This window comes from Bacillus sp. PK6-025 (assembly GCF_056530265.1).
Genome location: NZ_CP096509.1, coordinates 244,014 through 256,710, shown reverse-complemented (window position 1 = coordinate 256,710; position 12,697 = coordinate 244,014). Strand labels below are relative to the sequence as shown.

The window sequence follows — 12,697 nt, the reverse complement described above, 5'->3', positions numbered from 1 at the left end:
CCTTCACCCTTTCTGAATCAATTGTTGGACCGGAAGTCTGATCGTAAACACAACACCGCTTGCATCACTCTGAAATCGAATGCTCCCCCCGAGTTCCTCGACAGTTTCCTTCACATAAGACAAACCGATTCCGGTTGAAGGGGTTCCGAATTCATCATATTTTGACGTGTATCCCGGCTCAAACACCACATCCCCGACTTTCTCTGGAATGCCCGGTCCGTCATCTTCCACGCGGCATTCCAGCATGTCATCGGCGCGCCTATAGAGGCTGAGGCGGATGGAGCCCTGTCTTTGAATCGCTTCCACCGCATTTGCCATAATATTATTAATCACGGATAATACAGTATACACGTGGTATTTTGGATGTTCTCCGCCTATCGAATAATGAAAGTCAATGTCTTTTTCGAGCGATTCGGCATACTTTCGATTAATGCCGGTCACAAGCCGGACCAGATCTTCTGCCGCCATGTAGTCTCTGAAGCTTTCTTTCGAAATTAGTTTTGAAAGCCCGGCGAAAATGCGCTGGTTGTCTTTTTTGACCTCGTGGATTTCACCGGCGAGGCGCAGCACCTTCTGGCTGATCTGCCGGACAGAGGAATTGTTATCGCTCTGTCTATTTAAGAGCCTGTACAGCTGATAGGATTCGTTCGTAATCTCTTCAGTATTCTTCAACGTCTTTTTCAAATGAACGGTTTCTTCATATAAATTTGAAACGATCATCAACATGTGCTCATTTTGTTCGCGGATCTGCTTTTCCCGCGATTGCGTTTCATACAGCTTCATGACATTAAAAAAGCTCAGCACAATAAAGCTGTGGGAAAAAGCAATCGCCATCATGTCGCGGATCTTTCCCGGGGTGACGGTAGACTCGAACATCATATATTGAACAACCAGTTCGGCTCCATCGGCAATCAGTTCAATTCCGAAGCCCAGAAACCCGATGTAGAGCGGGCGAAATTGAAATCGCTTCACTTTTGCCAAGTAGAATAGAAACGCATATGTGAAATAAAAGAAAAAAGTCGGATAATGGTGATAAAAGGATGACAACCAATCGATCTGCCCCGGGCCGAATGCATCAAGCAGCACCCGAAACCCGACGACGGCCGCTCCCGTTAAAAAGCCGGACAGCACAGCCGGGACATTCCGCAGCAGCAACAAAAGAAAGAAAAAAGTTGGAACGCCGAAGCTGACCCGGAAGGTCTCGTTCAACGGATAAAACTTCAGCTCTCCTGCGAGCGGCACCGTTAACATCATCACTGTTAAGATATAGCCGTCTTTCTTTACAAGCCGGGCCGCCTTTTTCATCACGCTTCCCCAATTTCCACCCATCATGCTGATCCTCCATTACAAACGTGTTGCTTTATTTTGACTTTAACCGCACGTTTTCCGCAACTCCCATTTTACCCACAGTCGATTTGATTTTTAAATCAATTGGCTTATTTTTTAAATATTTTTGTCGCTTTTTGTAGGTTTATGTAGGTTCTATTATAAATTGAATGTATATTTTCTCTATTTGAAAACGCTTATATTTTCCCGCAACTCACTCCCTTGCGCAACCCAAACCCCTTTTCCCAGGAAAGAACAGGCTTTAAAACAACTTGTGCGGCAGAGGCTTATACCCCTTTGCCTTCTGCCGCCATGCCCTAATCACCGCTTTTTAGAGCCTCGTATTTTTTCAGCAAACCTGCAAGCTTTAACAGGTCAGATTGGAGGAAATTCGATGAATGAAGTATTGGAAGAACGCTATGACGCCCGCTTCTGGCAATCCCGCCTTGAAGATTTGGTTGAACATTACCGTCCTTTTTCCGCAAGCGGACGCAACGCCGAATACATTCCCGCTTTAGGAAAAATCGACTCTAACCAGCTCGGCATCTGTGTGATCGGTTCTGATCAAACGGTGATCAAAGCAGGAACTTGGGACGTATCATTCACACTCCAGAGCATCTCAAAGGTGGTCAGCTTTATCGCAGCGTGTTTGACGAAAGGGATTTCTTACGTATTAGACCGTGTTGATGTAGAACCGACGGGAGACGCGTTCAATTCAATCATCCGCCTTGAAATGCACAAGCCGGGAAAGCCGTTTAACCCGATGATCAACGCCGGAGCGCTGACCGTTGCGTCGATCCTACCCGGTGAATCGGCACTGGAAAAAATGGAGTCGCTTCATGAAGTCATTGAAAAAATGATTGGAAAACGGCTTGAAATCAATGAGGAAGTATTTCGGTCAGAGTGGCAAACCGCCCATCGGAACAGAGCATTGGCCCATTATTTAAAGGAAACCGGCTTCCTCGAAGCAGACGTCGAAGAAACGCTTGAAGTCTATTTGAAGCAATGCTCCATGGAAGGAAGCACTGAAGACATCGCCTTGATCGGCATGGTTCTCGCAAATGACGGATATCACCCTCTCCGCCAAGAGCAGGTGATCCCGAAGGATGTCGCCAGGCTGACAAAAGCTTTAATGCTGACGTGCGGCATGTACAATGCTTCAGGAAAATTCGCGGCCTTTGTCGGCATTCCGGCAAAGAGCGGCGTCTCCGGCGGAATCATGTGCGCGGTGCCTGCCAGCATGAAAAGAGAACAGCCTTTTCGGCATGGATGCGGCATCGGCATCTACGGTCCGGCGATTGACGATTACGGCAACAGCATGACGGGCGGAATGCTGTTAAAACATATAGCCCGTGAATGGGATCTCAGTATTTTTTAAAATCACAAAAAAGAGGTGAAAGCATGCAGCAATTCCTTCAAGAAGTCATTGTTGTCACAAATGATTTTCTTTGGTCAAAACTATTAATTATTATGCTTCTGGCTTCGGGACTGTTTTTTACTTTTAAATCGAAGTTCTTTCAAGTTCGCTTGCTGAAAGACATGTTCCGGGTTTTAAAGGAAGGAGCACCCGACAAAAACGGAATCTCTCCTTTTCAGGCTTTTTGCATTAGCATGGCCGCGAGAGTAGGCACAGGAAATATTACGGGGATTGCGATCGCCATTGCCTTGGGCGGACCCGGCGCTATCTTTTGGATGTGGATCATCGCCATCATCGGTTCGGCGTCAAGCTTTGTCGAAAGCACGCTGGCGCAAATTTATAAAATAAAGGATAAAGACGGCTTCCGCGGCGGCCCTGCTTACTATATGGAAAAGGGTTTGAAAAAACGCTGGATGGGTGCGCTGTTTGCCGTCTTGATTACATTATCCTTCGGAATCGTGTTTAACGCGGTCCAGTCCAATACGATAACGGTCGCTTTTGAAAACTCATTCGGCACAGACCGTCTTACACTGGGGATTATCATTACGATTGCCTTCGGCATCATTACCTTCGGCGGTATCAAACGGATCGCCAAGCTGTCCGAATATATTGTCGTATTTCTCGCCGTCTTATATATCGGCGTCGCCGTTTTTGTCATGCTGATGAACATTACGAAACTGCCGGACGTCATCTCTTTGATTGTCGGTCATGCGTTTGGCCTTGAACAAGCGGCAGGCGGAGCCATCGGCGCAGCGCTGATGAACGGAATCAAACGCGGCCTCTTCTCGAATGAAGCCGGGATGGGCAGCGCGCCGAATGCAGCAGCCGCAGCGACAACGAGCCATCCTGTCAAACAGGGTCTTGTCCAGGCTTTAGGGGTTTTCACGAGCACTTTGGTGATTTGTTCAAGCACAGCTTTTATCATTTTGTTTTCCGATGCGTATCAAGAACCGGGGCTGAGCGGAATCGAGTTGACGCAAGCATCGCTCAGCACGCACATCGGAGCATGGGCCTCAGGCTTTCTTGCCATTATGGTGTTCCTGTTTTCTTTCAGCACCTTAATCGGAAACTACTACTATGGAGAAACGAATATCGAATTCCTGCACACGAACAAAGCATGGCTCTTCATTTACAGAATCTGTGTGCTTGCGATGGTTATCTTCGGATCGGTATCAAAAGTCCAGCTTGTGTGGGACCTCGCCGACTTGTTCATGGGCTTGATGGTCATCGTCAACTTAATCGCGATTTTCCTGCTGTCAAAAGTGGCATTTGCCGCCTTGAAAGACTATGTGAAACAGCGAAAAGCTGGAAAAGATCCGGTCTTTTATAAAGATGTTCTTGAAAACCATGAAGGCGTCGAATGCTGGGAACGCTCCGGCACCGAACAAAAAACCGAAAGCAAAAATGCGATATAACACAAGCCGCCGTATCCGGCGGCTTTTTTCGTTCATTTTAAACCGTCCAAAATAATAAAACGTTTTTCCTCTTGTATCCGTCATGTCTCCAAAGATTTACTTCACCTGCTTTGGCAGAAAAGGGGTCCAGCCATGAATATGAAAAGAAGCCGTATCCGCCGGCTTGCGCTGATATTCGCAGCGATGGCGGCGGGGCTTGCTTCAAGAAAGGCGGCCGATATGCTGCCGGACATCGTGAATGCCTATTTAGGGGATGCGCTGTGGGCGCTGATGATTTTCTTCGGCGCAGGCTTTTTGTTCAAAAACGCGAAGACAGCTTCAGTGGCGCTGATTGCGCTCGCATTTTGTTTTTTAATCGAATGCAGCCAGCTGTATCACGCTCCATGGATTGATGATATCAGAGCCGTTCCGCTCGGCGGACTCATTCTCGGTTATGGATTTTTGTGGAGCGATTTATTGGCTTATGTGCTCGGCGTTTCCGCAGGTGCCGTGGGCGAAGTGCTGTTCCGCAAACGAAAAAGACAGCCGTAACGCTGTCTTTTGGGGAATATTTACGCACTTTGATTTTGAGTCTTTTTACAGTTTAAAACAAACATAGCAAGTCCGATAATAAGAAGGATGGGTCCAATAAGTAAAGCACGGTACAGGCGATTATTTCCTGTATTCGGCAGCGGGTTGCCTCCTGTTTTTTTGACATGTCCAATGTCTCTATCCTTTTTGGCAGGAGGAGCTGCGGTATTTGTCTCTTCCTTATGATTTTCTACCGCATGCTTTACGATTTGCCCATCTTTTTTGAGTTTCAAATTCGAACGTCTCTTCATTTAAAATAGATCCCTTCGGGGCAATCGTTTCCGTGTGTGTCAAAGCGAGCGATCCCGTTTTCATCGTTTTTTCTCCTTGCAATTTCTGCGCATTTTTCGTTATGACTGTGGCAATAATAAAAAGCCGGCAGCAGAAGAGAAGCGCTAATATTATTCGTTAAGCTGTATGATAACGGTTACTAATGCAGCCAACATCAAAAGAATGATAATGGCGAAATAAGTCCAAATAATGGAAGTAAAGGGATTGAGCGGCCTTTTTGTACTCTCATTCCAGTTTGCGTTTTTACGGTTATTGGATTTGAGTTGTGCCAGCTGAAATATATTTAAAAACACAGATATAACTAATGCAACTGCCAAAGATAGATTCAAAGTTTCAACCTCCCTTAAAATAGAGCTCTGTCGAGGAGTCAGCCAAGGCAAGCTGACCGTAAATTTCCTCCTCTAAATGAATCCTTTCCTTTGTTTTTTTAGAGATGAGAATGGTAATCGTCTTGAACGCTTCCTAAAACCTATTCCATTGCTTTATTAGCCGTTATCTCCCCATATCCTCTTTTTTAGTTTCAGACCGCCGCCCATAAATATTATCCCGTTTTTTAGACAGACTACCTGAATAAAGGAGGCAGGTCATATGAAATTAAGCAACAAACTCATCCTCGGGTTAACGGTTTCGTCACTCGCCGGGAAGTTTCTTGAAAAGCTGCTGATCCAAGACAATGTCAGCCCCAATATTACCGCGTCATTTAATCAAGAAGCTGATATTCCAGATATTGATGCGTCCTCATACATCCATCATTTCGCCTCGGTCATCGGCAGTGTGGTCATCGGGCGAAACGTTTTCATCGGGCCTTTCTCTTCGATCAGAGGAGACACGGGATTAAAAATCTACATCGGCCATGATTGCAATATCCAGGACGGAGCTGTCTTGCACGGTATGAAAAACTATGAATACAACAGCCCTGTTACTGAACAATCCGTTTTTAAAGATCGTGAATCGTATTCCATTTACATAGGCGAGAAAGTATCACTCGCCCCGCAATGTCAAATTCACGGCCCCGTAAGAATTGACAACAATGTTTTTGTCGGGATGCAAAGCCTTGTTTTTGATGCCTATATCCAAGAGAATACGGTGATTGAACCGGGAGCAACAGTAATCGGTGTTACAATTCCCCCAAAACGGTTTGTTTCGGCGGGTCGTGTGATTTCAAACCAGGAGGATGCCAACCGGCTTCCTGAAATAAGCGATTCTTATCCATATCATGACCTCAACTCGAAAATGACGGCCGTCAATCTTGAATTGGCAAAAGGCTATAAAAAGGAAGCGAGAAAATGGAAACTATGAAAGAAATTTTGGTTGTCTACGGGCGAATCATCACCATCCTTCCGCTTTTATTGGCTGTTACATTGCTAATGGGAAAACGCTCAATCGGCGAAATGCCTGTATTTGATTTTTTAATCATTATTACATTGGGGGCTGTCGTCGGAGCTGACATAGCCGATCCGAGGATTGAACATTTGCATACCGCCGCTGCGGTGGCTGCGATTGCCCTATTGCAAAGACTCGCTTCAAAAATCATGATCAAAAACAGAACACTCGGACGTCTGATTACATTTGAACCGACCATCGTCATCAAAAATGGAACGTTTATTGTCGGCAATTTAAAACGAATCAGATATTCGGTGGATAATGTTCTGCAAATGCTTCGTGAAAAAGATGTTTTCAATGTCAGCGACGTAGAAATGGCGTTTATAGAGGCGAATGGAAATTTAACGGTATACAAAAAGCCAAATAAAATGGAAGTCACGGCTGAAGATATGGGGATTCAAAAAAGCAGCGGCGAATTTTCATATCCGGTCATCATTGAAGGGAAAGTGTACACATCTGTCCTTCACCAATTGAATGTAACGGAAAGCTGGCTCAAAAACCAGCTGAAAAAAAAAGGGCTTGAACGAATGGATGAAATCTTTTTCGCTTCGGTTAATCAAAACCATCAACTGCATGTTTCACTTGATAATGAAACGGCGAAAATTGAGCCGGAGCTTTTGCATTAAAAGCTCCGGCGGATTTTTTCATCGGCCGTTTTCGGGACAGAAATCGTTGTGAATCATGTAATATTCGAACACCTGCTGCAGCCACTCATCCTCTTCTTTTGTAAAAGGTGAAGAAAACTTCTCTGCCAGCTGCTGCGATTCGATTGTCTCCATCTGTCCTAAAGCCGACAGCACGCCCTCTCCGACAAATTCCAAACTCGTCTTCATATATCGGTCCGCCATTTCCTGCACTTCGGGGTCATCAACCGGTTTTCCCATGAGCCGCTTGGCTACCTTAGATAAACGAACATACTCTTGATCCAATTTGGCCATCTCATCTTCTGATTTGCCGAATACATCATCGGCAAAACGTTTGGACACCTGCTGTTCAAGCCATATGCGCTGCTCCTTCTCAGTCTGGATGCTGTTCAGCAGGCTCATGAAAACAGAACTGTCGATTTCCTCTTCCTCCTCCAGAAGACCGATTGTCCTGTTTATCGCTTTCAGCCCTGTTTCAATATGTTCCTTTTTCTCCTCCAGCACCTTTTTCTGCTCCTGCAGCGCCTCAATCAGGCCGGCATCAAAGCATGCATCCTTCATGAAAGCGCGAATTTGTTCAAGACTGTACCCGAGAAACTTAAAACATGTGATTTTCTGCAACTCTCTCGCATCTCTGTCTGTGTAGAAACGGCGGCCTGTTCCCGGCTGTTTTTCAGGCTTCAACAGGCCGATTTCATCGTAATAATGGAGCGTCCGAATGGATGTCCCTGTCATTTCTGAAAAAACACCGATTGAATAATATCCGTCATTTTCCATAAAAATCCCCTCCAACTGACGATTTATTCCTATCATAACGCCTCACGCTGCTGGAGGTGCAAGCTTATTTTTCGCAGACTCGTGATTTTTCCAAAAGGTACGGGACAATCAACTCCAGTTTTTAATCCGGCGGAGTCTCCCCGATTAAGTTCTGCAAATCTTTTTTCACATTCCCAGCATCCGTTCCGATCACAATCTGGATATGATGCTGGTCAATTTTGACCACACCGTGCGCTCCTAATTGCTTTAATTGCGCTTCATCCGCCAAGGACGTGTCTTTTAATTTCATTCGCAAACGGGTTATACAGTTTTCGCAAGTCACGACATTCTCACGGCCGCCGATATGCTTAAGAATGCCTGCAGCCATAGACTGATGCAGCCGGTTTCCTTCAGGTGTTTCCTGTTCCCTTCCGATCACCGGAATGTTTCGCTTTATAATCACAAAGTAAAACGTAACATAATAGAGAGCAAAAAAGGCAAGGCCGACGGGTATGATCCATAATCCGCCGTCTGATAAATTAAGGTTCAGCAAATAATCGATTGCGCCTGCTCCCCATGAGAAGCCGTGACGAATCCCAAGCAAACAGAGCACCGCTCCGGCAAGTCCCGTATAGACCGAGTGAAGAAAGTACAATAAAGGCGAAGTAAATAAAAACGTGAATTCAACTGGTTCCGTAATCCCGGTGATCAGTGATGTGGCTGCTCCTGAAGACATGAGCGCTTTCGTTTCCTTTTTTCTCGTTCTGGCTGCATGCGCGATTGCCAAAGCGATCGCCGGAATGCCAAACATCATCGTGATAAAAAAGCCGCCGAGAAAGTAGCCGGCTGTCGGGTCTCCATTCAAAAACCGCGTAATTTCCCCTGTCACCGCTTCGCCGGATGCCGTCTCATAGCGCCCAAGCCCAAAATAAATATACGTATTCATGACATGGTGAAGGCCGAACGGCAGCAAAAACCGATTCAGAAATCCGAATACAAACACCCCGAAAGCGCCAAGACCTACAAGCGACTGGCTAAAAGTGTCGATCGCCGCTTCTGCATAAGGCCAGACGATTGAAAAAAAGCCTGCCACCGGAATCGTCACCAATACGATCATCGTAATCGGAAACTTCTCTCCGCCAAAAAATGAAAACATGCTTGGCAGTTTCGTATGTTGAAACCGGTTATAAATGAAAGCCGCCATCAGGCCGGCGAGCACCCCGCCGAAGACGCTCATATCAAGATCAGGATTCAAGATGCCGAGCCCCTCTTTTAATACGGTTATCGCCAAATATCCTGTCAGCGCAGGAATTCCTTTATCTTTTGAACGGGCAAAGCCCATGGCGATGCCGATTGCGATCAGGACATCCATATTGTTCAATATCACGCCTGACGCTTGAAAAAGCGGTATATTCAGCATATCTTCCGCAGAAAGACGCAGCAGCAGGCCGGCGATCGGAAGAACGGTAATCGGAATCAGCAAAGACTTTCCCAGCAGCTGAAAAATATGTTTCATTCCGGCATTCTCCTTATGTCAAATTCCTAAATGATACGAGCTGGACATCAGTAAGCTTATTCAAACGGATGACAACGTCCGGATCGGTTAAAAATTCAAGTTCATCGACTCTCGGATAAGTATAAGAAGAGTTCGTCAAAAGCTCCTTATCGAGGTATGCCGGGTGGGTCATGACCTCCACAGTATCATGCTCTTCAAACAGTTCAGAGACGGCTTCTTCATCCTTTAAAGCCGCTTCGAGGACAGGTGAAAAAAAGTCTGTTGTTTTCACTCCTTTTTCCGTGATCACAGCACTCTCCATATTGCGCCTGACAGGCAAACGGTACTCTTTGGCGAGCGTCAAAAATGCGTCTGAGATGCCCGGGGAAGCGTTGATATGATGGTGGCTGTCCAAATGATCGGGTTCCAAGCCCTTGTTGATGCATGTTTCAATCTGCGCTTTCCACTCGCGGTATACTTCATCAGTATCAATTGTAAAAGCACCTTGATAAAATGCGAGATTGCGAAAATTCCCCTTTGCATCGACGATCGTCCGGTGATCAGACAAAAGCGGTCTTCCGCAGGTCAGCACCAAATGTACGCCGATCCCGAGCCCGGGCGATTCGCGAGCCAGCCGCGCCGCATGACCTGCGCCCGGCATATTTGTCATGAACGTCGCTGATGTTAAAATCCCCAGCTTATAGGCATCAATAATTCCATAGTTCACGCCTCTTGAATATCCAAAATCATCAGCATTGATAATCAGTTTTTTCATCCATCCAATACTCCTTATCAGTCTTTTTTTAAAAAAATATGCGGAGACGTACCGTTTTACCCTAAATAGAAAACGACAAAAGCTACTAGTAAAAACTGATTTTTGGTAGATTGACAAAAGCTACTGAAGTCTTTTAAACTATTTTTCATATATTTTTAAAAACTCTAAAAAAGGAGGCCGGGGTCTCAAACGACAGATCCTCAACAATGAGATGACCAATCCGATCCAATCGATTTTAGAACAATTTCCTATCATCACACTTGACGGCGCGATGGCCACCGAGCTTGAACGGTACGGCTGTGATTTGAACGACAGCCTGTGGTCTGCAAAAATGCTCATCGAAAACCCCGAGCTTATCAAACAAGTGCATCTGGATTATTTCCGTGCGGGCGCCGATTGCGCGATGACAGCCAGCTATCAGTCGACGGTTGAAGGTTTCACAAAACGCGGCCTCAGTGAACAAGAAGCGCTCCACCTTATCCGGGAGTCTGTACGTCTTGCTGTAGAAGCACGCGATGAATTTTGGGCGGTTCCGGAAAACCGCAAAGGCCGGCCCAAACCGTTTGTAGCCGCTTCAGTAGGCCCTTACGGCGCTTTTTTAGCGGATGGTTCCGAATATCGGGGGGATTATGACGTCACAGAAGACGAATTGGCCGATTTTCACAGGCAGCGAATGGCCGCTTTAATCGATGCAGGCGCCGATATGTTAGCCTGTGAAACAATACCGTGCCTTTCAGAAGCAAAAGCAATCGTTCATTTATTGAAAGAATTCCCTGACACACATGCGTGGATCAGTTTCAGCGCTAAAGACGGACGTCATATCAGCGACGGCACGAAAGCCGGCGAATGCGCGAAATGGCTCGATCAGCATGACCAGGTTGCGGCAGTTGGCGTAAACTGTACGCGGCTGGAGCATGTCTCTTCGCTCATTGGCGGCATCAAAAAGCATACAGCTAAACCGATTATCGTCTATCCGAATTCCGGTGAACAGTATGATCCGGAGACAAAAACATGGCATGGTGCGGCATGCAAAGCTTCCTTCGGAGAAAGCGCCCGCAGCTGGTACAACCAAGGAGCACAGCTGATCGGCGGCTGCTGCAGAACAACACCTGAAGACATAAAAGCCGTCGCCGACTGGGCGAGAAAGCTGGAGATATGATGGAACAGTCAAACAACAATCGTCAGAACTTTCAAAGAAAAATGCAAACGAGACACCTGATCATGCTCTCCTTGGGAGGCGTTATCGGCACGGGTCTTTTCTTAAGTTCCGGCTATACGATCTCACAGGCGGGTCCTGCCGGAACGATTTTAGCCTACTTAGTCGGGGCTCTGATCGTCTACCTTGTCATGCTCTGCCTCGGCGAATTATCGGTCGCCATGCCTGTGACCGGATCGTTTCATATGTATGCCTCTAAATTCATCGGGCCGGGCACCGGATTCACCGTCGCCTGGCTTTACTGGCTGACCTGGGCTGTCGCGCTGGGTTCGGAATTTACCGCTGCCGGGTTATTAATGCAGCGCTGGTTCCCCGATACTTCGGTGTGGATGTGGAGCGCGGTTTTCGCTGCACTGATTTTCGTGTTCAATGCTGTCTCAGTGAGATTTTTTGCCGAGTCCGAATTTTGGTTTTCGAGCATTAAAGTGCTTGCCATTATATTGTTTATTATTTTAGGCGGAGCGGCGATATTCGGCATCATCCCGCTACAAAATACAGATTCCGCACCGCTTCTTTCAAACTTTGCAGGAGAAGGCGGGCTCTTTCCGAACGGTTTCCTTCCAATTTTTATGGCGATGCTCTCCGTGAATTTTGCGTTTTCGGGTACGGAGCTGATCGGGATTGCCGCCGGAGAAAGCGCGGAACCGGAAAAGAACATTCCAAAAGCGATCAAGACAACACTCTGGAGACTGGTGCTTTTCTTCATCGGAACGATTTTCGTGCTCTCATGCCTCATTCCGGTCAAAGAAGCCGGTGTGATCAAAAGCCCGTTCGTCGTCGTTTTTGACCGTATCGGTGTTCCATACGCGGCCGACATTATGAATTTTGTGATTCTGACGGCTCTGCTTTCCGCGGCCAACTCAGGCTTATATGCTTGCTCCCGGATGCTCTGGTCACTGTCAAAAGAAAAAACGTTACACCCCGTTTTTCAAAAGCTGACTTCACGGGGAATTCCGTTGAACGCGCTGATTTTCAGTATGATCGGCGGCATTCTGTCGCTGCTCTCCAGTGTTTTTGCACCTGATTCCGTCTATATCGTTCTTGTATCAATTTCAGGCTTTGCCGTTGTTGCCGTCTGGATGAGCATTGCAGCCTCGCAGTTCATGTTCCGCAGACGCTTTTTGGCTGAAGGAAACACCGCAGACGGCTTAAAATACCGGACACCGTTTTATCCGGCAGTACCGATTGCCGCTTTTCTATTATGTCTGGCATCCTGCATCGGCATTGCCTTTGATCCGAACCAAAGAATCGCCCTTTTTTGCGGTGTTCCATTTATGGCGTTATGCTATATCATCTACTATGCAAGAAACAGAAAGAATGGCGGAAAAATGTCTGAGCCCGTTAAAAAAGCAAGTTTGCATGTTTCGTTTTCTGAATACGAGGAAAAGAAAAACTAAAATCTCGTATAA

General features: G+C 46.5%; 13 protein-coding genes. 7 read left to right on the top strand and 6 right to left on the bottom strand.

Annotated elements, in window-relative coordinates:
- Nucleotides 1-3 precede the first annotated feature (3 nt).
- The gene (locus M1D67_RS01465; RefSeq protein WP_031305214.1) at nt 4-1,332 is read right to left on the bottom strand and encodes a sensor histidine kinase; all 1,329 of its coding nucleotides are present in this window, start codon (nt 1,330-1,332) and stop codon (nt 4-6) included.
- Between the two features lie 388 nt (nt 1,333-1,720).
- On the opposite strand from M1D67_RS01465, the gene M1D67_RS01460 reads away from it, so the two are divergent.
- The 3 genes from M1D67_RS01460 to M1D67_RS01450 all read left to right on the top strand — a co-directional run bounded on the left by M1D67_RS01460 (nt 1,721) and on the right by M1D67_RS01450 (nt 4,689).
- Nucleotides 1,721-2,704, top strand: a complete 984-nt coding sequence (locus M1D67_RS01460; protein ID WP_025810838.1) for a glutaminase — start codon at nt 1,721-1,723, stop codon at nt 2,702-2,704.
- A 23-nt stretch (nt 2,705-2,727) separates the two neighbouring features.
- Nucleotides 2,728-4,158 carry an alanine/glycine:cation symporter family protein gene (locus tag M1D67_RS01455; RefSeq protein WP_020449985.1) on the top strand — a complete coding sequence of 477 codons (1,431 nt, stop codon included), beginning with the start codon at nt 2,728-2,730 and terminating at the stop codon, nt 4,156-4,158.
- 132 nt (nt 4,159-4,290) lie between these two features.
- Complete coding sequence (locus M1D67_RS01450; protein ID WP_023857752.1) at nt 4,291-4,689, top strand: ribosomal maturation YjgA family protein; 399 nt, start codon at nt 4,291-4,293, stop codon at nt 4,687-4,689.
- Nucleotides 4,690-4,709: 20 nt separating this feature from the next.
- Here M1D67_RS01450 and M1D67_RS01445 read toward each other — a convergent pair whose 3' ends face one another.
- A complete protein-coding gene (locus tag M1D67_RS01445; RefSeq protein WP_128823257.1) occupies nt 4,710-4,961 on the bottom strand; it encodes a hypothetical protein in 252 nt (83 codons plus the stop codon).
- A gap of 168 nt (nt 4,962-5,129) precedes the next feature.
- Entirely contained in the window at nt 5,130-5,348 is a 219-nt protein-coding gene (locus M1D67_RS01440) for a hypothetical protein (RefSeq protein WP_101561661.1), read from the bottom strand.
- 259 nt (nt 5,349-5,607) lie between these two features.
- On the opposite strand from M1D67_RS01440, the gene M1D67_RS01435 reads away from it, so the two are divergent.
- Together M1D67_RS01435 and M1D67_RS01430 are read left to right on the top strand one after the other, a co-directional pair.
- Complete coding sequence (locus tag M1D67_RS01435; protein WP_479831551.1) at nt 5,608-6,318, top strand: gamma carbonic anhydrase family protein; 711 nt, start codon at nt 5,608-5,610, stop codon at nt 6,316-6,318.
- A complete protein-coding gene (locus M1D67_RS01430; protein WP_026580456.1) occupies nt 6,306-7,028 on the top strand; it encodes a DUF421 domain-containing protein in 723 nt (240 codons plus the stop codon). Before M1D67_RS01435 ends, M1D67_RS01430 begins: the two co-directional genes overlap by 13 nt.
- Nucleotides 7,029-7,046: 18 nt before the next feature.
- Here the strand turns inward: M1D67_RS01430 and M1D67_RS01425 are convergent, their stop codons facing one another.
- The 3 genes from M1D67_RS01425 to chbG form a co-directional block, all read right to left on the bottom strand.
- The gene (locus M1D67_RS01425) at nt 7,047-7,823 is read right to left on the bottom strand and encodes a MerR family transcriptional regulator (protein ID WP_144498636.1); all 777 of its coding nucleotides are present in this window, start codon (nt 7,821-7,823) and stop codon (nt 7,047-7,049) included.
- Nucleotides 7,824-7,944: 121 nt separating this feature from the next.
- Complete coding sequence (locus tag M1D67_RS01420; protein WP_101561664.1) at nt 7,945-9,318, bottom strand: PTS transporter subunit EIIC; 1,374 nt, start codon at nt 9,316-9,318, stop codon at nt 7,945-7,947.
- Between the two features lie 13 nt (nt 9,319-9,331).
- Nucleotides 9,332-10,072 (bottom strand): chitin disaccharide deacetylase, encoded by a 741-nt coding sequence (gene chbG, locus M1D67_RS01415; protein ID WP_101561665.1) that lies wholly within the window; start codon nt 10,070-10,072, stop codon nt 9,332-9,334.
- Between the two features lie 211 nt (nt 10,073-10,283).
- Between chbG and mmuM the strand changes: the two genes are divergently transcribed.
- Together mmuM and mmuP are read left to right on the top strand one after the other, a co-directional pair.
- Complete coding sequence (gene mmuM / locus M1D67_RS01410) at nt 10,284-11,231, top strand: homocysteine S-methyltransferase (RefSeq protein WP_023857745.1); 948 nt, start codon at nt 10,284-10,286, stop codon at nt 11,229-11,231.
- Nucleotides 11,231-12,685, top strand: coding sequence for an S-methylmethionine permease (mmuP, locus tag M1D67_RS01405; protein ID WP_020449975.1), 1,455 nt, complete (start codon nt 11,231-11,233; stop codon nt 12,683-12,685). Before mmuM ends, mmuP begins: the two co-directional genes overlap by 1 nt.
- Nucleotides 12,686-12,697 lie beyond the last annotated feature (12 nt).

Coding starts and splice junctions, on each gene's coding strand:
- M1D67_RS01460 (WP_025810838.1), top strand. CDS start 1,721: ATGAATGAAGTATTGGAAGAACGCTATGACGCCCGCTTCTGGCAATCC.
- M1D67_RS01465 (WP_031305214.1), bottom strand. CDS start 1,332: ATGATGGGTGGAAATTGGGGAAGCGTGATGAAAAAGGCGGCCCGGCTT.
- M1D67_RS01435 (WP_479831551.1), top strand. CDS start 5,608: ATGAAATTAAGCAACAAACTCATCCTCGGGTTAACGGTTTCGTCACTC.
- mmuM (WP_023857745.1), top strand. CDS start 10,284: ATGACCAATCCGATCCAATCGATTTTAGAACAATTTCCTATCATCACA.
- M1D67_RS01455 (WP_020449985.1), top strand. CDS start 2,728: ATGCAGCAATTCCTTCAAGAAGTCATTGTTGTCACAAATGATTTTCTT.
- M1D67_RS01425 (WP_144498636.1), bottom strand. CDS start 7,823: ATGGAAAATGACGGATATTATTCAATCGGTGTTTTTTCAGAAATGACA.
- chbG (WP_101561665.1), bottom strand. CDS start 10,072: ATGAAAAAACTGATTATCAATGCTGATGATTTTGGATATTCAAGAGGC.
- M1D67_RS01450 (WP_023857752.1), top strand. CDS start 4,291: ATGAATATGAAAAGAAGCCGTATCCGCCGGCTTGCGCTGATATTCGCA.
- mmuP (WP_020449975.1), top strand. CDS start 11,231: ATGGAACAGTCAAACAACAATCGTCAGAACTTTCAAAGAAAAATGCAA.
- M1D67_RS01420 (WP_101561664.1), bottom strand. CDS start 9,318: ATGAAACATATTTTTCAGCTGCTGGGAAAGTCTTTGCTGATTCCGATT.
- M1D67_RS01430 (WP_026580456.1), top strand. CDS start 6,306: ATGGAAACTATGAAAGAAATTTTGGTTGTCTACGGGCGAATCATCACC.